The organism is Streptomyces sp. NPDC058198 (assembly GCF_042882605.1).
Classification (GTDB): domain Bacteria; phylum Actinomycetota; class Actinomycetes; order Streptomycetales; family Streptomycetaceae; genus Streptomyces.
In genome coordinates, this window is the sequence record NZ_JBHVVP010000006.1 from 300,009 (window position 1) to 323,827 (window position 23,819).

The window sequence follows — 23,819 nt, forward strand, 5'->3', positions numbered from 1 at the left end:
TGTCGCCGGGTACGCATTCCGGTGATGCCAGACGAACGGCGAGGAGCTGAGCCGATCATGCAGTGTCCCAAGTGCCATGCAGCGATGCATACGTACAACCGCAATGGCGTCCAGATAGAACAGTGCAGCGGCTGCCGGGGGATCTTCCTCGACTACGGCGAGCTGGAGTCCCTGACCCGCCTGGAGTCGCAGTGGGGGCAGCAGGCCCCGCCCGTGCCGCCTGCCCCGCAGGCATACCCGGCCGCCCCCGCCTGGGGCGCCCCGCAGCACGGCGGTCAGCACGGTGGCCATCATGGTGGCCACCACGGCAAGCAGCACCGCCAGAGCTTCGGACGGATGCTCTTCTCTTCCTGACAGCCGCAGAGGGCCTTCCGGCGGCCGCGCCGACGACGAAGCCCCCGGTCGTGGTGACGACCGGGGGCTTCTGGCGGTGCGCGATACTGGGATTGAACCAGTGACCTCTTCCGTGTCAGGGAAGCGCTCTCCCGCTGAGCTAATCGCGCAGGTGACCCTGCGTGTGCTGCTGTGCGTACTGCGTGCGCGATACTGGGATTGAACCAGTGACCTCTTCCGTGTCAGGGAAGCGCTCTCCCGCTGAGCTAATCGCGCGGGAATCCTTGCGGATCCAGTGGACGATACTGGGATTGAACCAGTGACCTCTTCCGTGTCAGGGAAGCGCTCTCCCGCTGAGCTAATCGTCCTTGGAGGTGGAGACGGGATTTGAACCCGTGTAGACGGCTTTGCAGGCCGTTGCCTCGCCTCTCGGCCACTCCACCAGGAGTGTGGGGGTTCGGGAAAAATCCCCCACAGTCGAGCGGACGACCAGGTTCGAACTGGCGACCTCAACCTTGGCAAGGTTGCGCTCTACCAACTGAGCTACGTCCGCGTGCCGTTTCCCGGCCCGTCTGCACGGCCCGGCGACGTGTTGAACTCTAGCGGATTCCGGAGCCAGCACAAAAACGCGTTTCCGCAGCGTGCTGCGGTGCGTTCGCCGTGCGTTCAGGCCGGAGCGGGCCAACAGAGCCTGTTCTAGACTCGCAACCGTGCACGACCTCGCTCCTTTGGCCCGCTTCGGCGCCCTTGTCGCCTCCGATCTACGAGATGTCACCCATGATCCCGAGGCGCTCGACTCCGCCGGCTTCTGGGCCGTCGCCGCGGACTTCGAAGGCCGCCTCACCTGCGCCCGCTTCGGCGACGTGCGGGCCGAAGCGGTACCCATGCCGGTACCGGGCGGGTGGCGTGGCCCCGCCGCCGGTGACTGGACGTCGTCGCTCGACCGTGCCACGTACACCGCCGGGGTACGCCGCATCCGCGAGCACATCGCGGCCGGCGACGTCTATCAGGTCAACCTCTGCCGCGTACTGTCCGCGCCGCTGCCCGATCCGGCCGCGGCCGACGTCGACGCGCTGACGTCCCTGCTCGCGCGCGACAATCCGGCCCCGTACGCCGGGACCATCCGGCTGCCCGCGCACGGCGTGGAGATCGCCACCGCCTCGCCCGAGCTGTTTCTGAGCCGTGCCGACCGCGTCGTGGAGTCCGGCCCGATCAAGGGCACCGGCCGCACCGCCGCCGACCTGCTGGAGAAGGACCACGCCGAGAACGTGATGATCGTGGACCTCGTCCGTAACGACCTGGGCCGCGTCTGCGCCACCGGAACCGTGACCGTCCCGGCGCTCTGCGCGATCGAACCCCACCCCGGACTGGTCCATCTCGTCTCGACGGTACGGGGCGAACTCACCGAGAAGGCGGGCTGGCCCGAACTGCTGCCCGCCACCTTCCCGCCCGGCTCGGTCAGCGGCGCCCCCAAGTCCAGCGCGCTGAAGATCATCGAGGAGCTGGAGACGGCCCCGCGCGGCCCCTACTGCGGAGGCATCGGCTGGGTCGACGCCGACCGCGGTACCGCCGCGCTGGCCGTCGGAATCCGCACCTTCTGGATCGACAGGACCGCCACGCCGCGCCCGGTGCTCCGGTTCGGCTCAGGTGCCGGGATCACCTGGGGCTCCGACCCGGAGCGCGAGTGGGAGGAGACCGAGCTCAAAGCCTCCCGGCTGCTCGCGATAGCGTCGGGTGCGTACGAGGCGAGCGGAAGGACCGTGTGATGAAGATCTGGGTCAACGGCGGGCTGCGAACGGCCGAGGGCGCCCGGGTGTCCGTGTTCGACCACGGGCTGACCGTGGGCGACGGCATCTTCGAGACGGCCAAGACCGTCCAGGGACGGCCCTTCGCCCTCACCCGCCATCTCGACCGGCTGAGCCGCTCGGCCCGTGGCCTCGGCCTGCCGGAGCCCGACCTCGACGAGGTGCGCCGCGCCTGTACGGCCGTCCTCGACGCCAACCCGATGGAACTGGGGCGGCTGCGGATCACGTACACCGGCGGACTCTCCCCCCTCGGCTCCGACCGCGGCGACGAGGGCCCCACCCTGATCGTCGCCGTCGGCGAGACGAAGCGCCGCCCCGACACCACCGCCGTCATCACCGTCCCCTGGACGCGGAACGAACGCGGCGCGCTGACCGGGCTCAAGACCACCTCGTACGCGGAGAACGTCGTCGCCCTGGCCCGCGCCCACGAGCAGGGCGCCTCCGAGGCGCTCTTCGCCAACACGGTCGGACAGCTCTGCGAGGGCACGGGCTCCAATGTCTTCGTCGTCCTCGACGGTGAGCTGCACACCCCGCCCCTCGCCTCCGGCTGCCTCGCCGGCATCACTCGCGCGCTGGCCGCCGAGTGGAGCGGCGCCCGCGAGACGGACCTGCCGCTGGACGTCCTGGAGCGTGCCGACGAGATCTTCGTGACCTCGTCGCTGCGCGATGTGCAGGCCGTCCACCGCGTCGACGGCCGTGAACTGCCGGGCGCCCCTGGGCCGGTGACCAGTAAGGCGATGCGCGTCTTCGAGGAGCGGTCCGGCGCCGACATGGATCCGTAGCGCGGCCGGCCGGCACCGTAAACCGGCCAGCACCTGAACCGGCCAGCACCTGAACCGGCCAGTGCCATAAACCGGCCAGTGCCGTAAAAGCGACGGGTCCATACCGTAAACAGGATGACGCGGCGCCGCCCGGCGGGTACAACTCCCCTGATGACCACCACCCTGCGACCTACCGGGCCGCTCCAGCAGGCCGCCGACGGCGGGAAGTCACGCTCCTACGAGGTGTGCGTGAACAGCCGTTCCGTCGGAACGATCGAGATCAGTACGAGCCCCGGCTTCGGCCACGCGGCCGGGGTCGTGCGCTCGCTGCGGATAGATGAGCCCGACCGGCGGCGCGGCCGGGGCACGGTCGCCGTGCTCGCCGCGGAAGAGGTGCTGCGCGGCTGGGGGTGCGGCCAGGTGCTGGCCTCCGTACCGCCGGAAGCCGCCCCCGCGCTGGGCATGCTGGCCTCCCTCGGCTACACCGAGCGCAGCCGCAACATGCTCATGGAGCTGCCGGACAAGCCACCGGCGCTCCCGGCGGACGTCGAGGGCCGGCCCATGAACGAGGCCGAGTACCAGGACTGGCTGGCACGGTCGGTCGACGGCTACGCCCAGAGCTGGATCGACCGGGGCGCTCCGCCGCGCGAGGCCCGCGCCAAGTCGGTGACCACGCACCGCGAGACCCTGCCCGAGGGCCTCGCCACCCCGGGCGTCTCATTGAATGTGCTGGTCCATGAGGGAAACGTTGTCGGGCATCTCTGGGTCGGGCGGCGCGAGGTTCGCCCCGGTGAGGAGGGGGCGTACGTGTACGACATCGCCGTCACCGAGGACCAGCGCGGCAAGGGCTACGGCCGGGCGCTGATGCGGCTCGCCGAGCGCGTCGCCCGGGAGTCCGGGATGACGCTGCTGGGACTGCATGTCTTCGCGGACAACACCCCGGCGGTCCGGCTGTACGAATCGCTCCAGTACGTCACGACCGACCGCAACTTCTACAAGCAGCTGGTCTGAGAATGCCTACGCCTCGTCCGCCAGCAGCCGGTCGGCGATCGTCTCGATGCGCTCGCGCAGCCCTTCCTGGCTCTGGCCGCCGTCGAGACGCTCGCCGTCGATGACATACGTGGGCGTCCCGGTCACCCCGATCGCCTTCCCCTCGGCCTGGTCGGCGTCGACGATCAAGAGGTGCCGTCCGTCGATCAGGGCGGTGTCGAACTCCTCGTCGTCCAGGCCCAGGTCGCGGGCGACCTCCAGCAGAAGGGGCTCGCCCTTCGCCGCGAGCTCTTCGGTACGGGCCAGCACCGCTTCCACGTACGCCCAGCCCTGCCCCTGCTCGACGGCCTCCTCGGCGGCCTGCGCGGCGGCGTACGCGTGCTTGTGCTTGTCGAGGGGGAAGTGCCGCAGCCGCGGCTCCAGTCGGCTCCCGTAGCGGGCGCGCAGCGCGCGCAGATCCTCCAGGGCGCTGTGGCAGTCGGGGCACTGGAGCTCGCACCAGACGTCGAGGACGACCGGTCGGGCGGTGGTGGAGTCGCTCATGGGGCCAGTCTTCCAGTACGCGGGGGTCCGGACCGACCGGGACCTGGGGAGGACGGTGTCCCGGAGATCTCCCTGAGGTCGGCCCTGACCGTGGCCCCGACCCCACCGCCAGGTGCACGATGGAGGGACGGACGTGCCCGACCGATGATGCGCTCTGCCTGGAGGACCTGATGATTGCCGAGACCATTTGTTCCGCGGTGTCAGCAGCGGGCCTGGGCGTCGCCGCGATCACGGCGTACCGCAAGCGCTTCCTCGCCGCGGCCCGGATCCTCGCCTACGCGCTGGTCCCGGTCGCACTGGTGATGACGGGCGTGGTGAAGTGGGCCGCCAGTACGGCCTTCAGCCCGGTGGCCTGGGTGGGCTTCGGGGTGCTCGCGGTGGCGTGGCTGCTCTTCATGACGACCCGCGCGGTGGAGCGGCGCCGGGGCGGCACCCGCAAGGAACGCAGGGCGGCGGCCAGGGCGGCGCGGAGCGAGGCGGTCGAGCCCGCCGCGTCCGTCCCCTCGCTCGGCCCCGGCAGCAAGCCCGCGGCCCGGCCCAAGGCCACGCCCACGGCGGCGCGGCCCGGTGACGACTTCAGCGATATCGAGGCCATTCTCAAGAAACACGGCATCTGACCCGAGGCGGCACGGCGTCCGGCCCGGGGCGCGCGTACGGGAGCGTGCGCACGGGAGTCGCCCGTACGGGATCCGGCGGGTATCGCAGGTGAGCGGGGTCGCGACGGGATTCCGGACCGGTTTCCACGGAATATGATGAACTCCCTCGCCGATCATGCGTGTTGGTCATCAGCCGGGTGCGGCGTACGTCATGATCGCCCCGAGATGCTCGATACCTCCCGGGATGAACCCCCCGCACCCACCGATGAGCGGCGCGGCTGTCTTTACGCGCTCTCCCAGCCGCCGTTGATGATCTTCCTGGCGGTGGTCGGCGTCCTGTTTCTGCTGGCAGCGGTGCATGACTTGTTTCTGCCGTGAGGGTCAGCGGGCCGCTTCCTTGCGGCGTGCCCGGTACGCGGCCACATGGAGCCGGTTGCCGCAGGTGCGGCTGTCGCAGTAGCGGCGGGAGCGGTTGCGCGACAGGTCGACGAACGCGCGCCCGCAGTCCGGGGCCTCGCAGCGCCGCAGCCGCTCCTGCTCGCCCGCCACGACCATGAAGGCCAGCGCCATACCGCAGTCGGCGGCGAGGTGATCGGCGACCGAGGCGCCGGGCGCGAAGTAGTGGACGTGCCAGTCGTAGCCGTCATGGTCGGTCAGCTGCGGCGTCGTCCCCGCGGCGGCCACCAGCTGATTGATCAGGTCGGCGGCGGCCTTCGCGTCCGGCGCCGCGAACACCTCCGTGAAACGCGTCCGTACGTCCAGGACGGCCCGCAGATCCCGGCTGCCGAGGTCGCCCACTCCGCTGACGTTGTGGCCCCGTACGAAGTCGTACAGCGCCGCGACGTCCGCGAGCCCGTCGGCGGCGCCGCTGCCCGCGTCGTCCTCCGGCTCGGTGTTGACCAGATCGACCACGGTGTTGAGGGCGATCCGGGTGTCGTGGGGAATCAGCACGATCCGCTCCCTGGCCTGCTGCGGGCCGGTGCCCGCCGAATCCCGCCGACTTTAGCGGCTGCCTCCGGCGGCTGTGGCGGGGAACGCAACGGCGCCGTCTCCGCGGTGGTTTCCGCGGCGACGGCGCCGGTGTCCTCCGTATGCGGTTGTCCGCACGGCGCCGTCTCCCCGAGTCGGACGGCGCCGAGCAGCCCTCGGCCTGGCTCAGCTCTCGGCCAGGATGTGTGAGAGTTCGGTGTCGAGATCGAAGTGACGATGCTCGGTGCCGGGTGGCACCGCGGCGTCGGTCCGCTTGAGGAACGACTCCAGGGCCCGCGCCGGGGCCTCGAGCAGGGCCTCGCCCTCCGGGGAGCTCAGAGCGATGCAGACGACGCCCTGACCGTGACTGCGGGACGGCCAGACACGGACGTCGCCGGTGCCGGTGGGCCGATGCAGCCCCTCGGCGAGAAGGTCGCGGGCGAAGACCCACTCGACCGTCTCTTCGGCTCCGGTGTGGAAGGTGGCGTGCACGGCATAAGGATCGGCCGTGTCATACCGGAGGCCCGCGGGTACAGGCAGTGAGGACTCGCTCGATACAACGAGGCGCAGGTGCAGCTCGCAGCTGACCGTGGTGTTCATAAGCGCCAGGGCCTTTCGCTCAGTGTGCGCTCGGGGATTCGCACGTCGGCGAAATCGACATGCCACCTACGGTGCCGTTGTAAACCCCTCTGTCTGTTTTGTGCGTCTTCAGGTAGCTCGTACGGCGGTGTGTGACTTCGGGTCATACGGCCATTCCAGTGACGCGGGTGATTCCGGTAGGTTGGGCCTCATGCATGCGGAGAGTGACGAGCGGGGGCACGTCGTCGTCCCGGTGGCCATGGAGCCGGCGACGGGGGACGTGACGGGAGACGTGCCGGCGGCGCCGGAGCGGGAGCTCGGCTCGCGCGCGCCGAAATTCATCAAGGCGTCGCGGACGCTCCATCTGAGCTGGCAGGTCGGCATCTTCGTCGTGGGCCTCGCCGTGGTGGTCGCGGGCATCATCATGCTCCCGCTGCCGGGGCCCGGCTGGTTTGTGATCTTCGGGGGGATGGCGATCTGGGCGACCGAGTTCGTCTGGGCCCAGCTGGTGCTGCGCTGGACCAGGCGCAAGGTCACGGAAGCGGCCCACGCGGCCCTCGATCCCAAGGTCCGGCGACGCAACATCATCCTCACCACCATCGGCCTGGTGATCATCGCCGTGCTGGTCGGGATCTACGTCTGGAAGTTCGGGATCGTCATGCCCTGGAAGATCGATCAGTGACCCGGTACGCGGCGGGGGACGCCGCTGACTTGGGGTAATGTGTGCGGTGCGCCCGGGCGATTAGCTCAGTGGGAGAGCGCTTCGTTCACACCGAAGAGGTCACTGGTTCGAACCCAGTATCGCCCACCCGGAGCCGAGGCCCCGAAGACCGCACAGGTCTTCGGGGCCTCGGCCGTTCCCGGCCCGTCTCCCGCGCTCAGCGCATCCGGCCCAGGGTCCTGCGGAGCCTGCGGGCGTCCCGCAGACGCTGTTCGTACGTCGCGCCCACCGCGAGGAGCAGCAGTCCGGCGAGGGCCGGCGGCAGCCAGCGCGGCAGCGCGCCCGCGACCTGCACCACATACGGCGCCAGCTCGTGCAGCGCGTCCAGGGCGAGGACCGCGCCGCCCAGCACCAGCGGTGCCTGGAGCCTCAGCCGGGCCCCGGCGAGGGTGACGGCGAGGGCGGCCAGCCCCAGCAGCAGCGGCCGCGGCCAGTGCGCGTCGCCCCACGCCGCCAGCAGGCTCGGCAGCAGCGTCGCGGCGAGACCAGGGCCGTACGCCGTCCACGACGAGGCCTCGGGGTCGCGCCGGCGCCGCAGCAGCCCTACGGCGAGCGCCGGGACCGTCACCGGCAGCGTGTACGCCTCCGGGGCCGACACATCGGAAGCGGCGAGCCGGACCCAGGTGGCCAGGACGAAGAGCGCCGTCGCGGCGTATCCGGCCACCGGACGCCGCTCGGCGCGGACCGCGGTACCCGCCGCGATCACCCCGCACAGCGCGAGCGCCAGCGCCAGCACGGACGCCCCGCCCGAGGCGGCCAGGACCACCGCGAGCAGACCCGCGCCGGCGGCGGTGATCTCGACCGGCGGGGCCACCGGGTGATTGCGCAGCCGGGCGCCGAGCAGCGCCACGGCCGCGGGGACGGCGAGGACGGCCAGGGCCGTACCCCCGGCGGACAGCCCGGCCGCCGCGCCCGCGGCCGCCGCCAGAGCGGTCGCGTACCCGACGGCGGTACAGGCGAGAATCGTCCGCACCGGCTCCGGGGCGGGGCGCCCGGGCGCCGTCGCGCTCCGGGCCCATACCGTCTCCGCGATGACGGCCGCAGCGGCGAACAGGGCCGACAGCGCCGCGAGCACCGTCACCGTCGTGGTCCGCGTGGCGAGGGACAGCAGCGAGACACCGGCCGAGCCCGTGAGGGCGCAGACCAGTGCGGTGACCGCCACCGCCGGGCCCGCGGGACCGCGCGGCCGCACGGCGAGTGCCAGGACCCCCGCCGTCAGGAGCAGCGGCAGCGCCACCGCGGCCGGATAGCCCAGATCCAGCATGGGCGGCAGCACCAGGACAGCGGCCCAGCCGAGGGCGACGGCCGCGCAGAGCGCGGCGACGCGCCAGGACCGCGCGCCGGCGGCGGGCGTACGGGCCTCCGGTGTACCGGACAGCTCGCGGTACGCCATCACCGCGGCCCCGGCCGCCGTCAGCAGCACCAGCGGCGCGGCCGTCTGCTCCGCCCACGGCAGATCCTGACCGAGCGCCTCGCGTGCGCCGCTCGGCGCACCCGTCCAGATCCCGGCGACCCGTGTCACGGCGCCCAGCAGGACGACGAGCACCGCCGGCAGCGCCCAGAGGACCGACAGGGCCACCGCCGCCCCTGCCGCGCGGGACAGACCCCGCACGGCCGGGCGAGGCCAGGGTGCCCGTACCACCGTCAACAGCGCGACACCGCAGAGCAGATACCCGGCGACGGCCCAGCCGTCCGGCACGTCCGCGCGCACCACACCGCCGGCCGCCGTGACCGCCGCCAGTCCGGCCACCGCCGCGCAGACGGTGGCCGCGTCGGCCGTATCGGTCGCGTGCCACGCCGCGAAGAGGCCGAGTGCCGCCGCCGCGAGCAGCAGAGCGGCGGGCCCGGCGGCGGCGAGCGGCGTCTCGGCTGCCACGGACAGCCGGCCTCCCGTCAGCAGCGCCCCGCCCGCGGTCGCCCACGCGGCGGCCACCCCGACGGTCCGTACGGCGCCCGGCTTGGTCCACAGCACGAGCGCCGTGTCCAGCGCGGCGGTCAGCAGCAGCGCCCACGCCGTCGTCAGGGCCGACGCCCCGGCGGACAGCGCCCAGAGCGGCAGCGGGAGTTGGGCCGTCACCACCGCCGCAGGCAGCGGAATACGCAGCCGGCCGAGCACCGAGCCGTACCCGGCCCAGAGCGCGGCGAGCACGGCTGCGGCAGCCGCCGTATAGGCCACGCTGTCCGTCCCCGGCAGCGCCACCTGGTACACCGCGTAGGCATCGAGCACCATCAGCACCAGCCCGAACGCGGCGACCGTCTCCGCGGTCGACGCGAGGCCCCGGCGCAGGAGCAGCGCGGGGGCGGTCAGCGCCAGCAGGGTCACGGTGGTCAGCACCGCCGAGCGGCCGCCGATGCCCAGCTCGCCCCAGCTGACCAGCGTGAAAGCGACCGCGGCGATCGTCAACAGGATCCCGCCGAGCGTGAGCAGGACATTCTGCGCACTGGGCGGCGAGGTCTCCGCGACGGGCGCGAAAGGCCGGGCGACGGCGTGGGCGAAGGGCGGAACCGGTCGTGCCGGTGGTGGGACGGGCCGGCTCAGCAGACTCACCAGATAGGCCCTGCGCGCCAGCAACCTGGCCCTGCGCGCGTCGAGTCCGGCCAGCTCCTGGTCGAGGACCGCCAGTTCCTGAGCGGGGTGCGGAACGTTCTCCATGGAAGGTGAGTGTGGTCGGCGCCACCCGTCCCGCCATCGGCTCCCGTACTCAGATCCAGGAGTGAGTACGCCGCATTCGGTTTGAAGGAAGCCCGCGGAAACCTGTATGGTTCAGTCCGTTCCCGGGCGATTAGCTCAGTGGGAGAGCGCTTCGTTCACACCGAAGAGGTCACTGGTTCGAACCCAGTATCGCCCACCGGGAGAGGCCGGTCCGTCAGCGACGGACCGGCTTCCGTGCGTTCCGGGCGGTTCTTCCCCGCTCCGTGAGCTTCCGGCCCGGTGGGACGCGCGGGTGGTCAGGCGGCGGCGGGGAGGCCGGGGCGCAGGGGCCATGCCGTACTCACCGACTCCTCCGCGCCGTTGCGCGCGAACCAGGCCTGCAGGCCGCGGGCCTGCGCCGCGTGCCAGACGGACTGGAGCGTATGCAGCTCCGCGGCGGTGAGCCGCTCCATCCGTGCCGCGAAGCGGCGGCCGACCGCGCGCACCACCTCCAGCGCCGCCACCGCGTCGACGGCCGCGTCGTGCGCCCCGTCCAGCTCGACCTCGTAGTGGGCACACAGATCGGTCAGCGTGCGGCGGCCCTTGCGGTAGCGGTCCAGGTGCTTGTCGAGGACCCGGGGGTCCAGCACGCACAGCGGGGCGCCCTCCAGGGAAACGGCGAGGGACGACGCCCGGTGGCGGCGCAGTTCACGGTCCAGGATCGTCAGATCGAACGGCGCGTTCATCACCACGAGCGGCCGGCCCGCCGCGGACTGCTCGGCCAGCGCTCTGGCCATCTCCTCCACCGCCGGCGCCGGCCAGCGGCCGTTGCGGTGCAGGAAGTCGTCGGTGAGACCGTGCACCTCGGTGGCGGCGGCGGGCACCGGCACCCCGGGATCTATCAGCCACCTGGTCACCCGCGGCCGCCCACCGGGCACGTCCTGGACGACCAGGGCGGCCGAGACTATCCGGTCCTCCTCGACGTCCACCCCCGTCGTCTCGGTGTCGAATGCGGCCAGCGGACCCTCGTACCAACACGTCATTGCCGAACTCCTCGCGCATACGCGGCAGATGGCGCTCATCCACTGCCCGAATCGGTGATACCCGGACAGGTCGTGCGGTACGCGCCGTTTACGACGGGCGCGGCACGGTGACAACACAGGGGACGGGTACGGAACTTGACGGCCCGTCGCCGCAACTGAATCGGTACGGCCCGGAAGGCACCCAGAGCCATGGCGCTCGCGCAGCCCGAACCGGGCGGGCTGTTGCCGGAGCGGATAGCACCGCTGCGCGGAGCACTCGCCACCACCGCCTGCATGGAGACACTCCAGGTGGGCTATCTCCACGCCGTAGCGGCCGCCGCGGGCTGCTCCCTCAGCCAGCCCTTTCCCGACAACGGCATCGACTGGCACCTCAGTCACAGCGCGCCAGGACATGTCGTCGACGACGAAGTCACCATCAAGGTGCAGCTCAAATCGACCTATCAGCTCGCCCCGCACCCGCCGGGCCCCGCCTTCTCCTTCACCCTCGACAACGCGCATCTGGTGAAACTCGCCCGCACCCCGGTCTCGGTGCACAAGATCCTGGTCGTGATGCTGGTGCCCCGTACCCAGGACGAATGGCTGCGCGCCGGACACGACCGGCTCGACCTCAGACACTGCTGCTACTGGATCAATCTGGCCGGGCATCCGGTGACCGGCCGGCACAGGACCACCGTGCGGATCCCTACCGCGCGGATCTTCGACGACCGGGCGCTCTGCGAGATCATGACCCGGGTCGGCTCGGGAGGAAGACCGTGATGCACCCGCCGTCCGACGAGCCCGTCCACGACGTCACACCGTCAGGCGCCCGCCCCCACCCGGCGATCGACCTTCCCGCCCCCTGGACCGGCGGACCGGCAATGGACCCCGATCCCGCCCGCACCGACCCCGCAGTCCTCGGCGCGCTGCTCGCCCGGCACGGCTGGCGGCGGCGCGGCGGAGTCCCCGGGCGCTACGCCCGCTGGACACCGCCGGGACCGGCCGGCGGCGGGACCAGCCTGCTCGTCCCGGAGAGCCGCGCCTTCCCGGACTGCGAGGACCTGCTCGCCGAGGCCCTGACCGCGCTCGCCCGCAGCGGGGCCCCGACGGCGCGAGAGGTACTGATCGGGCTCGCCGTGCCCAGCGACGAGATCCGCTGGTGGCGCGACGTACCGCCGGGGCCCTCGGGCGCGGCGGCCTGGACCGTACAGGAACAGCTCCGCACGGCGGCCAGGCAGCTGCTGCTCGCCGGTGCGCTCGCGCAGCGAGGCCGGGCCGGGTACTACGGAGCGCGTCACCGCAGACAGGCCCTGGCCTCGCTGGACGGGGTGCTGACAGGACCCGCGCCCGGCGGACGCGAGCTGACCGCCTTCCTGCCGGTGACCTCGGGCCGGGCCGTCGCGGTGCGGCTCCACCACGCGCTGTACGCCGCCCGCGAGGCCACCGACTACCGGCGGGCCACCGGCGGCATGGAGGCGTTCGACGCGGCCGTGGCGGCCGGTGTGAGCCGGGAGCTCACGGAAGCGGTCGTGGCGCTCGTACGCGGCACCGAAGGCGCCCGGATCGCCCTGGCCTGGGCGCCGGGCGCGGGCGTCCCCGAAGGGTGCGCGGCGCGTCCTGAGCCGGTGGAGTTCTCGCCCGGCGATCTGCCCGCCCTGCGCGAGGCGGGCAAGCGCTATCTGCGGGAGGAGCCGTCCGTGCCGGTACGGATCACCGGGGCGGTGATCAGGATGCGCCGGGCGGGGCCGCGCGGCGACGGTTCCGTACGGCTGCGGGTCCTGGCCGGGGCGGAGATCCCGCATATCCGGGTGGCGCTCGACGAGGAGTCGTACCGCATCGCAGGACACGCGCATCTGCTCGGCCTGCCGATCCGGGTGGCGGGCCGGCTGGAGAGCCGCGGCGGGTTCCGCAGGCTCACCGACGCGAGCGGCGTGGCGCCCGTCCAGGTCGACGAGGCCGAGCGGGACCGGCTGATGAAGTCGCTCCAGGAGAACCTGGACTTCTTCGAAGAGGCGTGCGGCGGGGGCGACTGACGGCGGCGGGGGACCGCTGCCCGGGTAAAGCGTTTCGCGGCCGACCCCCCGGGCTCGGTACGATTCAGGCGCGCAGCGTCCGCTGTCGCGCCCCGTGAGTCAGGAGAGACCGGTGTCAGACGTCCGTGTGATCATCCAACGCGATTCCGAGCGGGAAGAGCGCGTGGTGACGACGGGCACTACGGCTGCCGAGCTCTTCCCCGGTGAGCGCACCATCGTCGCCGCGCGCGTGGCCGGCGAGCTGAAGGACCTCAGCTACGAGCTGGGCGAGGGCGAGGTCGTCGAGCCCGTCGAGATCTCCTCCGAGGACGGCCTCAACATCCTGCGCCACTCCACCGCGCATGTCATGGCACAGGCCGTGCAGGAGCTGCACCCCGAGGCCAAGCTCGGCATCGGCCCGCCGGTCAAGGACGGCTTCTACTACGACTTCGACGTCGAGAAGCCGTTCACCCCCGATGACCTCAAGGCCATCGAGAAGAAGATGCAGGAGATCCAGAAGCGGGGGCAGCGCTTCTCCCGCCGTGTGGTCACCGACGAGGCCGCCCGCGAGGAGCTGGCCGCCGAGCCGTACAAGCTGGAGCTCATCGGCATCAAGGGCGCCGCCTCGACCGACGACGGCGCGAATGTCGAGGTGGGCGGCGGCGAGCTGACCATCTACGACAACCTGGACCCCAAGACCGGCGAGCTGTGCTGGCGCGACCTCTGCCGCGGCCCGCATCTGCCCACCACCCGGAACATCCCGGCGTTCAAGCTGATGCGCAATGCCGCCGCGTACTGGCGGGGCAGCGAGAAGAACCCGATGCTCCAGCGCATCTACGGCACCGCGTGGCCGTCGAAGGAAGAGCTGAAGGCGCACCTGGAGTTCCTGGCCGAGGCCGAGAAGCGCGACCACCGCAAGCTCGGCAGCGAGCTGGACCTCTTCTCCTTCCCCGACGAGGTCGGCTCGGGGCTCGCGGTCTTCCACCCCAAGGGCGGCGTCATCCGCCGCGCCATGGAGGACTACTCGCGCCGCCGGCACGAGGAGGAGGGGTACGAGTTCGTCTACACGCCCCACGCCACCAAGGGGAAGCTCTTCGAGAAGTCCGGTCACCTGGACTGGTACGCGGACGGCATGTACCCGCCCATGCAGCTCGACGAGGGCGTGGACTACTACCTCAAGCCCATGAACTGCCCGATGCACAACCTGATCTTCGACGCGCGGGGCCGGTCCTACCGTGAACTGCCCCTGCGGCTCTTCGAGTTCGGGACCGTGTACCGGTACGAGAAGTCGGGCGTCGTGCACGGCCTGACCCGGGCCCGCGGCTTCACCCAGGACGACGCGCACATCTACTGCACCCGCGAGCAGATGGCGGACGAGCTCGACTCGACGCTGACCTTCGTACTGAACCTGCTGCGCGACTACGGTCTGACCGACTTCTATCTGGAGCTCTCCACCAAGGACCCCGAGAAGTTCGTGGGGTCGGACGAGGCCTGGGAAGAAGCGACGGAGACGCTGCGCAAGGTTGCCGAGAAGCAGGGCCTGCCACTGACCCCCGACCCGGGCGGCGCCGCGTTCTACGGCCCGAAGATCTCGGTCCAGGCGCGGGACGCCATCGGGCGTACGTGGCAGATGTCCACCATCCAGCTGGACTTCAACCTGCCGGCCAGGTTCGATCTCGAGTACACCTCGCCGGACGGCTCCAAGCAGCAGCCGGTCATGATCCACCGCGCGCTGTTCGGGAGCATCGAACGGTTCTTCGCGGTGCTCCTGGAGCACTACGCGGGCGCGTTCCCGGCCTGGCTGGCGCCGGTGCAGGCGACGGGTATCCCGATCGGCGACGCACACATCCCGTACCTCCAGGAGTTCGCCGCCGAGGCGAAGAAGAAGGGGCTGCGGGTCGAGGTGGACTCGTCGTCCGACCGCATGCAGAAGAAGATCCGCAATGCCCAGCGCAGCAAGGTTCCTTTCATGATCATCGTCGGTGACGACGACATGAACGCGGGCACGGTGTCGTTCCGCTACCGCGACGGTTCGCAGGAGAACGGCGTTCCGCGCGATGAGGCGCTGGCCAAGCTCGTCGATGTGGTGGAGCGTCGAGTACAGGTGTGACGCCTGTATCGCGTACAGGTGTGACGCCTGTATGACGACTGCTCCCCGCGCAAGCGGGGACGGCCCCCGGGAGGCGTCAGCTCCCCGGGGGCTTCTCCTTGTCCTCCCGGGCGAAGACCTGGATCAGCCAGGAGGAGAACGAACCGGTCACCGCGCCCAGTAGGGCCACCCCGCAGGCCATCAGGCACACCGCGAACAGCCGGCCGAGCGGCGTCACCGGTGTGACATCGCCGTAGCCGACGGTGGTGATCGCCGAGCAGGCCCACCACACGGCGTCGCCGAAGGTCACGATCGTGGCCCCAGGCGCCCCGTGTTCCTGCTGGTAGACGGCGAGCGCGGCGGCGAAGCTGAGCAGGCCGGCGGTCAGCGCGGCGTACGCCATCACCCGGCCGTACAGACTGAGCCGGGGGCGGTCCCGCCGCCGCTGGACCGTCGAATACGTGTTCACGATCCGCAGCGGACGCAGCAGAGGCAGTACCAGGACCACCGTGTCCAGCCAGTGCGTCCGCACGAACCGCACGCCCTCGCCGCTGAGCACCAGCCGCACCGCGTAGTCCACCACGAAGACCGCCCAGATCAGCAGGGCGAGGGCCAGGGTGAGGTCGCGCCAGAGCGGGTCGGCGCTTCCGTTCAGGACGCGTACCGCGTAGCAGGCCAGGAACAGCGGCGAGGCCAGGAGCAGCGGCAACTCCGTGCGCCGCTCCCAGCCGCGCTGCCGGCCGGGCCCATTTCGGACATGCATCGTCCCAGCATCGCCGGGGGCTGCCCGGCCGAGCCCGGCGACACGCTTCGCGGGGCCGAAGTCATATGCTGCACAGCATGACGAGTGAGCCGGAGCAGCAGATCGGAGTGGGTACCCAGGACGCGTTCCAGCGCCTGTGGACGCCCCATCGGATGGCCTACATCCAGGGTGAGAACAAGCCCACCGGACCGGGCGCCGACGACGGCTGTCCCTTCTGCTCCATCCCGGCCAAGTCCGACGAGGACGGGCTGGTCATCGCCCGCGGCGAGCGGGTGTACGCGGTGCTGAACCTCTACCCGTACAACGGCGGCCATCTGATGGTGGTGCCCTTCCGGCATGTCGCCGACTACACGGAACTGGACGAGGCCGAGACCGCCGAGCTGGGCCTGTTCACCAAGCGCGCGATGACCGCGCTCCGTACGGCCTCCGGTGCGCACGGCTTCAACATCGGGATGAACCAGGGCGCGGCCGCCGGCGCCGGGATCGCCGCCCATCTGCACCAGCATGTGGTGCCGCGCTGGGGCGGCGACACCAACTTCATGCCGGTCGTCGGCCATACGAAGGTGCTCCCGCAGCTGCTCGCCGACACCCGCACGATGCTCGCGGACGCCTGGCCCATACAGCCGTAACGACCTGGTGCACGATAGCCAGTGGATCAGCGAGCGGCGTCATGCGGCTTCGCATCCAAGGCGGAGGAGGGAGGCGACGCGGAGCGTCGTCGACTGACGACAACGTCGGAGGCGGAGTCGCAGGGCGTCGGGAGCCCGCTGGCTATCGTGCACCAGGTCGTAAGACGCTTTACGAGCCCCCGGGCGCTGTGACGGCGCCCGGGGGCTCATGGCTGTTACGCGTCGTACGCGTCGACCTTCTTGGGCGACGGGTCCTGCACCGCGCCGATGAGGGAGGACGAGCGGCTGCCGAAGCGCTCGGTGTCCACGCCGTGCTCGGCCAGGACCCGCATCGCGGCGTTGTGCGCCACCCGCAGGACCGGGGTGGCCGCCCGCATCGCGTCGTCGGCCATGAAGCGGTGGCGCCAGGGCTGATCGGCCCAGGCGTGCCGCAGACCGAAGGGCTCCGGGAGGCCCAGACTGCCGCCGAGGTAGTCGAGGATCGGCGGATACCAGGTGAAGGGGGCGCGCACCGCGAGACGGACCGCCTCGCGCGGCTCGACCAGGGGCAGGCTCCGCTTGGTCGTCTCCCAGAACCGGACCGTCTTGGCGACCGTGACGGTCTTGGGCGAGGGCTTCGAGGAGAAGAGGGAGTGCACCGGACCCAGCGCGTAGCCGGAGACCTCGATGCGCAGCGTCTCATGGAGGACGGTGACCGTGATCATCATGGTGATGACCAACTGGCCGTCCCAGAGCGTGAACTGCACCCCGAGATAGTGGCGGTTGCCGCTGCCGAACTGCTGGTGATTGCAGATCCGCTGTATCTCGTGACTCTTGACCTGGAAGGCTTCCACGTCCTGGCCGTCGGGCCTGGACACCGAGCCGGCGCCCTCACCGACCGGCGACACGATCCAGTGCTTGACCGAAGGGGTCGGGAAACCACCGGAGTTGAGCGGGCCGCGCTCCAGCATCTTCAGCTGGTCGTGGATCGCGCGTATGACGTCATAGCTGCGGAACTGGTGGATCTCCTTGGCCGAGTCCTTGGGGACCAGCTCCTCGGCGAGCTGCCAGCTGCCCCAGCGGGTGCCCATGCCCAATATCCCCTTGGGCCCCGCGTAGAAGACGACGTTGGACCGCTGCTCGGCGGTGAGCTTCTCCAGGTTGTGGCGCAGCTCCTCCCGGGGGCCGTCGCCGGGGTTCCCGGGCACCGCCTCGGGGATCTTGGCGCCGGTGCCGCCGCCGGACAGGATCCCCTCCCAGCGGCCGCGCAGATCCTTCGCGGTCGACTCGCAGATCCGCTTGGCCAGCCACCAGCCGATGACCGGGGCGATGATCATGCCGCGCAGATACCAGCCCAGCACGCCGTTGAACGGCAGCCGGATCAGGAAGATCACGGCGAGGACGGCCACGGCGAGCAGCAGGGCGGTGCCCATGGCGCCGGTACGCCGGTCCTTCGCTCCCGCCAGGGTGCGGCGCAGCTGGAACACGCCCAGCCAGACCAGCAGTCCGGGCAGGAAGACCAGCCCGGACAGCACGGTCACCGCGGTGAGCTTGACGTCCCGCTCCTTGCGGATGTGATTCGCGGCGAGGCAGTGCTCCACCACGGACCGCGGTTCCATGCCGAAGGACTGGATGAGCGCGCCACGGCCGCCACCGAGTGTCCGGAGCTGCACGGCGCGGGAGAATGCCTCGCCCAGATTCGGCTCGAAGAGCGAGAATCTGCCCTTCTTCACTTGGGACTTGTGCCAGTCGTTGTCGGCCTTGAGGATTTCCTCGACCGGGCTGTCCCGGTACGCCGCCGAGGCGAGGGCCTGCGTCGCCGCGGTCTGCCCGGCCGAACCCTGGAGCGGGATCTGTGCCCCCGGGCTGAAGTCGAATCCGTCGCTCGCCACTGCCGCCCCCTCGCCGCAAGTTCCGCTGCCGCGGTCTGTTCCCGTTCCGCGGGCCCCGCACACTCGCTGGGCTGGGCACCACAGAGTAACCGGGGTGCGCCGTCCGCGTCATGGGACCTGGCGCTCTTTCGCCACTCGCGGACAATTGATTTCCGAGAACGCCTGCGTGATCGCCAAGAACCGCCCGCATGGTCCCCAAGAACCGCCCGCAGCAAGGACTCCGGGCGGCCCGCCCCCTCAACTAGACCCCGGCCCCCTCCTGTTCGCGGAGCCTGTCCGCCAGGCCCGGTGGCATGGCCTCGTGGCGGGCGTACGAGCGGCTGAACCGCCCGGTGCCGTGCGAGACCGAGCGCAGGTCCACCGCGTACCGTCCGATCTCCAGCTCCGGCACCTCGGCCCTGACCAAGGTCCTTCCAGGCCCCGCCTGTTCGGTGCCGACCACCCGGCCGCGCCGTCCCGACAGATCGCTCATCACCGGCCCCACGTACTCGTCGGGGACCAGGACCTCCACCTGCGCGACCGGCTCCAGCAGATGGATGGGTGCCTCGCCGGCCGCCTCCCGCAGCGCCAGGGCGCCCGCCGTCTGGAACGCCGCGTCGGAGGAGTCCACCGAGTGGGCCTTTCCGTCGAGCAGGGTGATCCTGATGTCCACGAGGGGATGGCCCGCCGCGACCCCCCGCGCCGCTTGCGCCCGTATGCCCTTCTCGACGGAGGGGATGAACTGGCGTGGCACCGCCCCGCCCACCACCTTGTCGACGAACTCGACACCGGACCCGGGCGGCAGCGGATCCACCTCGATCTCGCAGATCGCGAACTGGCCGTGGCCGCCGGACTGCTTCACATGCCGGCCGCGCCCCGCCGACCTCTCGCCGAAGGTCTCCCGCAGGGCGACCCGGTACGGTACGGCGTCCAGCTGGACGCCGTACCGGCTGCGCAGCCGGTCCAGCGCGACGTCCATATGGGCCTCGCCCAGGCACCAGAGCACCACCTGATGCGTGTCCGGATTCTGTTCCAGACGCATCGTCGGATCCTCGGCCACCAGCCGGGCGAGCCCCTGGGACAGCTTGTCCTCGTCCGCCTTGCTGTGCGCCTCGACGGCGAGCGGCAGCAGCGGGTCGGGCATGGTCCAGGGCTCGATCAGGAGCGGATCGTCCATGGCGGACAGGGTGTCCCCGGTCTCGGCGCGCGACAGCTTCCCGACGCAGGCGAGATCTCCGGCGATGCAGTGCGCGAGGACGCGCTGCTGTTTGCCGAAGGGGGAGGAGAGCGAGCCGATCCGTTCGTCGACGTCGTGGTCCTCGTGCCCACGGTCGGTGAGGCCGTGGCCCGACACATGCACGGTCTCGTCCGGTCGCAGCGTGCCCGAGAAGACCCGTACGAGAGAGATCCTTCCGACATAGGGGTCGGAGGCGGTCTTGACGACCTCGGCGACGAGCGGACCCCGCGGATCACAGCTGATTCCCGGGCGCGGGGTGCCCTGCGGGGTGGTGACCGCGGGGGCCGGGCGCTCCAGCGGGCTGGGGAAACCGCGGATGATCAGGTCGAGCAGCTCGACGGTCCCCAGGCCGTGCCGGGCGCCGGGAGGCGCGGGCGCGGCCGCCAGCACCGGATGGAAGACGCCGCGCGTGACCGCCTTCTCCAGGTCCTCGATCAGCGTCTCGAGCTCGATCCCGCCGCCGCCGAGATAGTGGTCCATGAGGGTCTCGTCCTCGCTCTCGGAGATGATCCCCTCGATCAGCCGGTTGCGGGCCTCCTCGATCAGTGGCAGCTGGCCGGGGTCGGGCGGATTCTCCCGGCGCTCCCCGGAGGAGTAGTCGAAGATCTTCTGGGTGAGCAGTCCGACCAGACCGGTGGCCGGGGCGTGCCCGTCGGGGCCCTCCGGGCCGTGCACCGGCAGATACAGCGGCAGTACGGCGTCGGGGTCGTCCGCGCCGAAGATCCGCGCGCAGACCCGGGTCATCTCGTCGAAACCGGTCCGTGCCGTGTCCAGGTGCGTGACGACGATCGCGCGCGGCATGCCGACCGCCGCGCACTCGTCCCACACCGTGCGGGTCGCGCCGGCCACGGCCTCCGCCTCCTGGGCGGCCGACACAACGAAGAGGGCCGCGTCCGCTGCCCGCAGACCGGCCCTCAGCTCCCCGACGAAATCGGCATAGCCGGGGGTGTCCAGCACATTGATCTTGTATCCGCCCCATTCCAGGGGGACGAGGGAGAGCTGTACGGAACGCTGCTGGCGGTGCTCGATCACGTCGTAGTCGGAGACCGTCCCGCCGTCCTCGACCCGGCCCGCCCGGTTGACGGCTCCCGCGGTGAGCGCGAGAGCCTCGACGAGGGTGGTCTTTCCCGAGCCGCTGTGGCCGACCAGCACCACGTTCCGTACGGACGCGGGCCGGTCGGCCGTCGCTGCCCTGCCGGCGGCCCCGGGGTGGGTACGCGCTTTGTCGCCCATGGTTCATGCCTCCCGATCGATCTCACGGTGAGGAGAGGAGTCAGGAGCGGGCCGGGGGAGCCGCGGGGCAGCTCCGGCGATGCCCGCGGTGGTCTTTCGAGCTTCGCACTCCGCTCACGGCGCGTCCATACGTCGTACGCGAGGGCCTGGTCCGGGTGCCCGGCGGTGCGGCGCGGAGGTCGTGACTACGATGGGCCAGCCGGTGGCCGTAGGGGCCGCTCGGCCAACCGAACCTCGGGAAGGCCATGCTGAACAAGTACGCGCGTGCATTCTTCACGCGTGTCCTCACACCGTTCGCCGCATTTCTGCTCCGGCGGGGAGTCAGCCCGGATGCGGTCACGCTCATCGGTACGGCCGGAGTGATGGCGGGTGCGCTGGTCTTCTTCCCTCGCGGGGAGTTCTTCTGGGGCACCATCGTGATCACGGTCTTCGTCTTCTCCGATCTCGTCGACGGCAATATGGCGCGGCAGGCGGGGATCTCCAGCCGCTGGGGCGCCTTCCTCGACTCGACCCTCGACCGGGTCGCGGACGGCGCGATCTTCGCCGGCTTCGCGCTCTGGTACGCGGGCACGGGCGACAACAATGGGCTCTGCGCCGTCGCGATCTTCTGTCTGGCCAGCGGCCAGGTCGTCTCGTACACCAAGGCGCGTGGCGAGTCCATCGGGCTGCCGGTGGCCGTCAACGGGCTGGTCGAGCGCGCGGAGCGGCTGGTCATCTCGCTCGTCGCGGCCGGTCTCGCCGGGCTGCACGCCTTCGGAGTCCCCGGGATCGACATCCTGCTGCCGATCGCGCTGTGGATCGTGGCCGCGGGCAGTGTGGTGACGCTGGGCCAGCGGGTCGTCACGGTACGGCGGGAATCCGCGGAGGCGGACGCCGCCGACGCGCGGGCGGACGCCGGGCGGGGGAGTGGGGCCACGTCATGAGCGGGGCGAGCGAGCGGGTGACCGACGCGCTGTACGGGCTCGGCTGGAGCACGGTCAAGACGCTCCCCGAGCCGGTGGCCGCCGCCCTCGGCCGGACCATCGCGGACACCACCTGGAAGCGGCGGGGCAAGAGCGTCCTGCGCCTGGAGTCCAATCTGGCGCGCGTCGTGCCCGATGCCGGACCCGAGCGGCTGGCCGCGCTGTCCAGGGCCGGGATGCGCTCGTACATGCGCTACTGGATGGAATCGTTCCGGCTGCCCTCCTGGAGCGCGGAGCGCGTGCGCGCCTCGGTCGAGATCAAGGACATCCACCATCTGCAGAACGGCCTCGCGTCGGGGCGGGGCGTCGTGCTGGCGCTGCCGCATCTGGCCAACTGGGACCTGGCCGGGGTCTGGGCCACCCGGGCGCTCGGCGTGCCGTTCACGACGGTCGCCGAGCGGCTGAAGCCGGAGACGCTGTACGACCGTTTCGTCGCCTACCGCGAGAGCCTGGGCATGGAGGTGCTGCCGCACACCGGCGGTTCCGCCTTCGGCACGCTGGCACGGCGGCTGCGGGCGGGCGGGCTGGTCTGTCTGGTCGCCGACCGCGATCTCTCGTCGTCCGGTGTCGAGGTCGACTTCTTCGGGGCCACGGCCCGGATGCCCGCAGGGCCTGCGCTGCTGGCCCAGCAGACCGGGGCGCTGCTGCTGCCGGTGACGCTGTGGTACGAGGACGCGCCGCTGATGCGCGGGCGGGTGTATCCGCCCGTCGAGGTGCCGCAGACAGGCAGCCGCGCCGAAAAGACGTCTGTCATGGCACAGGCGGTGGCCGATGTCTTCGCCACCGGAATCGCGGAGCACCCGGAGGACTGGCACATGCTGCAGCGGCTCTGGCTCGCGGATCTCGAACCTGAGCGCGAACGTGGGCGGACGAGCCCCGGCGGGAGTCCTCAGTGAAGATCGGCATCGTCTGCCCGTACTCGTGGGATGTGCCGGGCGGCGTCCAGTTCCACATCAGGGACCTGGCGGAGCATCTGATCCGGCTGGGACACGAGGTGTCCGTACTGGCGCCGGCGGACGACGAGACACCGCTGCCGCCGTACGTCGTCTCGGCGGGCCGCGCCGTGCCCGTCCCGTACAACGGGTCGGTCGCCCGGCTGAACTTCGGCTTCCTGTCGGCGGCGCGGGTGCGGCGGTGGCTGCACGACGGCACGTTCGACGTGATCCACATCCATGAGCCGACCTCACCGTCGCTGGGGCTGCTCGCCTGCTGGGCCGCGCAGGGGCCGATCGTCGCGACGTTCCACACCTCGAACCCGCGGTCGCGGGCGATGATCGCGGCCTATCCGATCCTGCAGCCCGCGCTGGAGAAGATCAGCGCGCGGATCGCGGTGAGCGAGTACGCGCGGCGGACGCTCGTGGAGCATCTGGGCGGTGACGCCGTGGTCATTCCGAACGGGGTCGACGTCGACTTCTTCGCGAAGGCCGAGGTCAATCCGGCGTGGCAGGGCGGCACGATCGGCTTCATCGGGCGGATCGACGAGCCGCGCAAGGGGCTGCCGGTGCTGATGAAGGCCCTGCCGAAGATCCTCGCCGCGTACCCGGAGACCCGGCTGCTGGTGGCGGGGCGGGGGGACGAGAAGGAAGCGGTCGAGACCCTTCCGAAGGCGATGCGGGCCCGGGTCGAGTTCCTCGGGATGGTGAGCGACGAGGACAAGGCACGGCTGCTGCGCAGCGTCGACCTGTACGTCGCGCCCAACACGGGCGGCGAGAGCTTCGGCATCATCCTCGTGGAGGCGATGTCGGCGGGCGCGGCGGTGCTGGCGAGCGACCTGGACGCGTTCGCGCAGGTCCTGGCGCACGGGGCGGCGGGCGAACTCTTCACGAACGAGGACGCGGACGCGCTGGCGGGGGCGGCGGTCCGGCTGCTGGGCGACGGCGAGCGGCGCGCGGAACTGCGCGAGCGGGGGAGCGCGCATGTGCGGCGCTTCGACTGGTCGACGGTGGGCGCGGACATCCTGGCGGTGTACGAGACGGTGACGGACGGCGCGGCGTCGGTGGCGACGGACGAACGGTCCGGGTTGTGGGCGAGATTCGGCCTGGCACGGGACTAGGTCCTGTCCGCCTGGCGCGGGACTGAGGCCGCGCGCCGGTGGC

22 protein-coding genes and 7 tRNA genes are annotated in these 23,819 nt (G+C 71.2%); 16 read left to right on the plus strand and 13 right to left on the minus strand.

The window, feature by feature from the left end; genetic code table 11:
* The first annotated feature begins 57 nt into the window (after positions 1 to 57).
* Positions 58 to 354, plus strand: a complete 297-nt coding sequence (locus tag ACFVWW_RS22545; RefSeq protein WP_386878768.1) for a zf-TFIIB domain-containing protein — start codon at positions 58 to 60, stop codon at positions 352 to 354.
* Positions 355 to 431: 77 nt separating this feature from the next.
* Here ACFVWW_RS22545 and ACFVWW_RS22550 read toward each other — a convergent pair.
* From ACFVWW_RS22550 to ACFVWW_RS22570, 5 genes are all read right to left on the minus strand, one after another.
* Positions 432 to 503, minus strand: a tRNA-Val gene (locus ACFVWW_RS22550).
* A gap of 34 nt (positions 504 to 537) precedes the next feature.
* A tRNA-Val gene (locus ACFVWW_RS22555) sits at positions 538 to 609 on the minus strand.
* Positions 610 to 629: 20 nt separating this feature from the next.
* A tRNA-Val gene (locus ACFVWW_RS22560) sits at positions 630 to 701 on the minus strand.
* A 1-nt stretch (position 702) separates the two neighbouring features.
* Positions 703 to 776: transfer RNA gene (locus ACFVWW_RS22565), tRNA-Cys, on the minus strand.
* Between the two features lie 37 nt (positions 777 to 813).
* Positions 814 to 886: transfer RNA gene (locus ACFVWW_RS22570), tRNA-Gly, on the minus strand.
* Between the two features lie 157 nt (positions 887 to 1,043).
* On the opposite strand from ACFVWW_RS22570, the gene ACFVWW_RS22575 reads away from it, so the two are divergent.
* The 3 genes from ACFVWW_RS22575 to ACFVWW_RS22585 all read left to right on the plus strand — a co-directional run bounded on the left by ACFVWW_RS22575 (position 1,044) and on the right by ACFVWW_RS22585 (position 3,910).
* Positions 1,044 to 2,099: a chorismate-binding protein gene (locus ACFVWW_RS22575; protein WP_384185568.1), complete on the plus strand. Its 1,056-nt coding sequence runs from the start codon at positions 1,044 to 1,046 to the stop codon at positions 2,097 to 2,099.
* The gene (locus ACFVWW_RS22580) at positions 2,099 to 2,920 is read left to right on the plus strand and encodes an aminotransferase class IV (protein WP_384185571.1); all 822 of its coding nucleotides are present in this window, start codon (positions 2,099 to 2,101) and stop codon (positions 2,918 to 2,920) included. The genes ACFVWW_RS22575 and ACFVWW_RS22580 overlap by 1 nt, the downstream gene beginning before the upstream one ends.
* Positions 2,921 to 3,070: 150 nt before the next feature.
* Positions 3,071 to 3,910, plus strand: a complete 840-nt coding sequence (locus tag ACFVWW_RS22585) for a GNAT family N-acetyltransferase (protein ID WP_386878769.1) — start codon at positions 3,071 to 3,073, stop codon at positions 3,908 to 3,910.
* 6 nt (positions 3,911 to 3,916) lie between these two features.
* On the opposite strand, the gene ACFVWW_RS22590 is transcribed toward ACFVWW_RS22585, so the two are convergent.
* On the minus strand, positions 3,917 to 4,432 hold the full coding sequence (locus tag ACFVWW_RS22590; protein WP_384185576.1) for a DsbA family protein: 516 nt from the start codon (positions 4,430 to 4,432) through the stop codon (positions 3,917 to 3,919).
* A gap of 170 nt (positions 4,433 to 4,602) precedes the next feature.
* Here ACFVWW_RS22590 and ACFVWW_RS22595 point away from each other — a divergent pair, with 170 nt between their 5' ends.
* Together ACFVWW_RS22595 and ACFVWW_RS22600 are read left to right on the plus strand one after the other, a co-directional pair.
* Entirely contained in the window at positions 4,603 to 5,049 is a 447-nt protein-coding gene (locus ACFVWW_RS22595; protein ID WP_386878770.1) for a hypothetical protein, read from the plus strand.
* A gap of 204 nt (positions 5,050 to 5,253) precedes the next feature.
* Positions 5,254 to 5,406: a hypothetical protein gene (locus tag ACFVWW_RS22600; RefSeq protein WP_384185581.1), complete on the plus strand. Its 153-nt coding sequence runs from the start codon at positions 5,254 to 5,256 to the stop codon at positions 5,404 to 5,406.
* 3 nt (positions 5,407 to 5,409) lie between these two features.
* On the opposite strand, the gene ACFVWW_RS22605 is transcribed toward ACFVWW_RS22600, so the two are convergent.
* On the minus strand, positions 5,410 to 5,979 hold the full coding sequence (locus tag ACFVWW_RS22605; RefSeq protein WP_384185583.1) for a CGNR zinc finger domain-containing protein: 570 nt from the start codon (positions 5,977 to 5,979) through the stop codon (positions 5,410 to 5,412).
* Between the two features lie 204 nt (positions 5,980 to 6,183).
* The gene (locus tag ACFVWW_RS22610; RefSeq protein WP_003959770.1) at positions 6,184 to 6,597 is read right to left on the minus strand and encodes an SsgA family sporulation/cell division regulator; all 414 of its coding nucleotides are present in this window, start codon (positions 6,595 to 6,597) and stop codon (positions 6,184 to 6,186) included.
* A 190-nt stretch (positions 6,598 to 6,787) separates the two neighbouring features.
* Here ACFVWW_RS22610 and ACFVWW_RS22615 point away from each other — a divergent pair, with 190 nt between their 5' ends.
* Both ACFVWW_RS22615 and ACFVWW_RS22620 read left to right on the plus strand, forming a co-directional pair.
* Positions 6,788 to 7,258, plus strand: coding sequence for a TIGR02611 family protein (locus ACFVWW_RS22615; RefSeq protein ID WP_384185586.1), 471 nt, complete (start codon positions 6,788 to 6,790; stop codon positions 7,256 to 7,258).
* A 54-nt stretch (positions 7,259 to 7,312) separates the two neighbouring features.
* Positions 7,313 to 7,384, plus strand: a tRNA-Val gene (locus ACFVWW_RS22620).
* 70 nt (positions 7,385 to 7,454) lie between these two features.
* Here the strand turns inward: ACFVWW_RS22620 and ACFVWW_RS22625 are convergent.
* Complete coding sequence (locus tag ACFVWW_RS22625; RefSeq protein ID WP_386878771.1) at positions 7,455 to 9,950, minus strand: SCO7613 C-terminal domain-containing membrane protein; 2,496 nt, start codon at positions 9,948 to 9,950, stop codon at positions 7,455 to 7,457.
* Positions 9,951 to 10,074: 124 nt separating this feature from the next.
* On the opposite strand from ACFVWW_RS22625, the gene ACFVWW_RS22630 reads away from it, so the two are divergent.
* Positions 10,075 to 10,146 (plus strand) — tRNA-Val (locus ACFVWW_RS22630).
* A 100-nt stretch (positions 10,147 to 10,246) separates the two neighbouring features.
* On the opposite strand, the gene ACFVWW_RS22635 is transcribed toward ACFVWW_RS22630, so the two are convergent.
* Complete coding sequence (locus ACFVWW_RS22635; RefSeq protein WP_386878772.1) at positions 10,247 to 10,972, minus strand: 3'-5' exonuclease; 726 nt, start codon at positions 10,970 to 10,972, stop codon at positions 10,247 to 10,249.
* 189 nt (positions 10,973 to 11,161) lie between these two features.
* On the opposite strand from ACFVWW_RS22635, the gene ACFVWW_RS22640 reads away from it, so the two are divergent.
* The 3 genes from ACFVWW_RS22640 to thrS all read left to right on the plus strand — a co-directional run bounded on the left by ACFVWW_RS22640 (position 11,162) and on the right by thrS (position 15,070).
* Positions 11,162 to 11,728 (plus strand): DUF4365 domain-containing protein, encoded by a 567-nt coding sequence (locus ACFVWW_RS22640; RefSeq protein ID WP_384193741.1) that lies wholly within the window; start codon positions 11,162 to 11,164, stop codon positions 11,726 to 11,728.
* On the plus strand, positions 11,728 to 12,981 hold the full coding sequence (locus ACFVWW_RS22645) for a hypothetical protein (protein ID WP_384193738.1): 1,254 nt from the start codon (positions 11,728 to 11,730) through the stop codon (positions 12,979 to 12,981). The genes ACFVWW_RS22640 and ACFVWW_RS22645 overlap by 1 nt, the downstream gene beginning before the upstream one ends.
* A gap of 112 nt (positions 12,982 to 13,093) precedes the next feature.
* On the plus strand, positions 13,094 to 15,070 hold the full coding sequence (gene thrS, locus ACFVWW_RS22650; protein ID WP_384193735.1) for a threonine--tRNA ligase: 1,977 nt from the start codon (positions 13,094 to 13,096) through the stop codon (positions 15,068 to 15,070).
* A gap of 76 nt (positions 15,071 to 15,146) precedes the next feature.
* On the opposite strand, the gene ACFVWW_RS22655 is transcribed toward thrS, so the two are convergent.
* Positions 15,147 to 15,812, minus strand: coding sequence for a potassium channel family protein (locus ACFVWW_RS22655; protein ID WP_386878773.1), 666 nt, complete (start codon positions 15,810 to 15,812; stop codon positions 15,147 to 15,149).
* Positions 15,813 to 15,877: 65 nt separating this feature from the next.
* Between ACFVWW_RS22655 and ACFVWW_RS22660 the strand changes: the two genes are divergently transcribed.
* Positions 15,878 to 16,441: an HIT family protein gene (locus ACFVWW_RS22660; protein WP_384193729.1), complete on the plus strand. Its 564-nt coding sequence runs from the start codon at positions 15,878 to 15,880 to the stop codon at positions 16,439 to 16,441.
* Between the two features lie 215 nt (positions 16,442 to 16,656).
* Here ACFVWW_RS22660 and ACFVWW_RS22665 read toward each other — a convergent pair whose 3' ends face one another.
* Together ACFVWW_RS22665 and ACFVWW_RS22670 are read right to left on the minus strand one after the other, a co-directional pair.
* A complete protein-coding gene (locus ACFVWW_RS22665) occupies positions 16,657 to 18,312 on the minus strand; it encodes a hypothetical protein (protein WP_386878774.1) in 1,656 nt (551 codons plus the stop codon).
* A 241-nt stretch (positions 18,313 to 18,553) separates the two neighbouring features.
* Positions 18,554 to 20,761, minus strand: coding sequence for an elongation factor G-like protein EF-G2 (locus ACFVWW_RS22670; RefSeq protein ID WP_384330173.1), 2,208 nt, complete (start codon positions 20,759 to 20,761; stop codon positions 18,554 to 18,556).
* A 245-nt stretch (positions 20,762 to 21,006) separates the two neighbouring features.
* Between ACFVWW_RS22670 and pgsA the strand changes: the two genes are divergently transcribed.
* The 3 genes from pgsA to ACFVWW_RS22685 are packed head-to-tail and all read left to right on the plus strand — an operon-like array spanning position 21,007 to position 23,776.
* Positions 21,007 to 21,684: a phosphatidylinositol phosphate synthase gene (pgsA, locus tag ACFVWW_RS22675; protein WP_384190076.1), complete on the plus strand. Its 678-nt coding sequence runs from the start codon at positions 21,007 to 21,009 to the stop codon at positions 21,682 to 21,684.
* Positions 21,681 to 22,619, plus strand: a complete 939-nt coding sequence (locus ACFVWW_RS22680) for a phosphatidylinositol mannoside acyltransferase (RefSeq protein ID WP_384190073.1) — start codon at positions 21,681 to 21,683, stop codon at positions 22,617 to 22,619. Before pgsA ends, ACFVWW_RS22680 begins: the two co-directional genes overlap by 4 nt.
* The gene (locus tag ACFVWW_RS22685) at positions 22,616 to 23,776 is read left to right on the plus strand and encodes a glycosyltransferase family 4 protein (protein ID WP_386878775.1); all 1,161 of its coding nucleotides are present in this window, start codon (positions 22,616 to 22,618) and stop codon (positions 23,774 to 23,776) included. Before ACFVWW_RS22680 ends, ACFVWW_RS22685 begins: the two co-directional genes overlap by 4 nt.
* Positions 23,777 to 23,819 lie beyond the last annotated feature (43 nt).

Bases quoted from the DNA above. Each gene is read 5' to 3' on its own strand.
- ACFVWW_RS22600 (WP_384185581.1), top strand. From the start codon at position 5,254: ATGCTCGATACCTCCCGGGATGAACCCCCCGCACCCACCGATGAGCGG.
- pgsA (WP_384190076.1), top strand. From the start codon at position 21,007: ATGCTGAACAAGTACGCGCGTGCATTCTTCACGCGTGTCCTCACACCG.
- ACFVWW_RS22625 (WP_386878771.1), bottom strand. From the start codon at position 9,950: ATGGAGAACGTTCCGCACCCCGCTCAGGAACTGGCGGTCCTCGACCAG.
- ACFVWW_RS22590 (WP_384185576.1), bottom strand. From the start codon at position 4,432: ATGAGCGACTCCACCACCGCCCGACCGGTCGTCCTCGACGTCTGGTGC.
- ACFVWW_RS22635 (WP_386878772.1), bottom strand. From the start codon at position 10,972: ATGACGTGTTGGTACGAGGGTCCGCTGGCCGCATTCGACACCGAGACG.
- ACFVWW_RS22645 (WP_384193738.1), top strand. From the start codon at position 11,728: ATGCACCCGCCGTCCGACGAGCCCGTCCACGACGTCACACCGTCAGGC.
- ACFVWW_RS22660 (WP_384193729.1), top strand. From the start codon at position 15,878: ATGCTGCACAGCATGACGAGTGAGCCGGAGCAGCAGATCGGAGTGGGT.
- ACFVWW_RS22580 (WP_384185571.1), top strand. From the start codon at position 2,099: ATGAAGATCTGGGTCAACGGCGGGCTGCGAACGGCCGAGGGCGCCCGG.
- ACFVWW_RS22595 (WP_386878770.1), top strand. From the start codon at position 4,603: ATGATTGCCGAGACCATTTGTTCCGCGGTGTCAGCAGCGGGCCTGGGC.
- ACFVWW_RS22615 (WP_384185586.1), top strand. From the start codon at position 6,788: ATGCATGCGGAGAGTGACGAGCGGGGGCACGTCGTCGTCCCGGTGGCC.
- ACFVWW_RS22680 (WP_384190073.1), top strand. From the start codon at position 21,681: ATGAGCGGGGCGAGCGAGCGGGTGACCGACGCGCTGTACGGGCTCGGC.
- ACFVWW_RS22585 (WP_386878769.1), top strand. From the start codon at position 3,071: ATGACCACCACCCTGCGACCTACCGGGCCGCTCCAGCAGGCCGCCGAC.
- ACFVWW_RS22640 (WP_384193741.1), top strand. From the start codon at position 11,162: ATGGCGCTCGCGCAGCCCGAACCGGGCGGGCTGTTGCCGGAGCGGATA.
- ACFVWW_RS22545 (WP_386878768.1), top strand. From the start codon at position 58: ATGCAGTGTCCCAAGTGCCATGCAGCGATGCATACGTACAACCGCAAT.
- ACFVWW_RS22655 (WP_386878773.1), bottom strand. From the start codon at position 15,812: ATGCATGTCCGAAATGGGCCCGGCCGGCAGCGCGGCTGGGAGCGGCGC.
- ACFVWW_RS22670 (WP_384330173.1), bottom strand. From the start codon at position 20,761: ATGGGCGACAAAGCGCGTACCCACCCCGGGGCCGCCGGCAGGGCAGCG.
- ACFVWW_RS22610 (WP_003959770.1), bottom strand. From the start codon at position 6,597: ATGAACACCACGGTCAGCTGCGAGCTGCACCTGCGCCTCGTTGTATCG.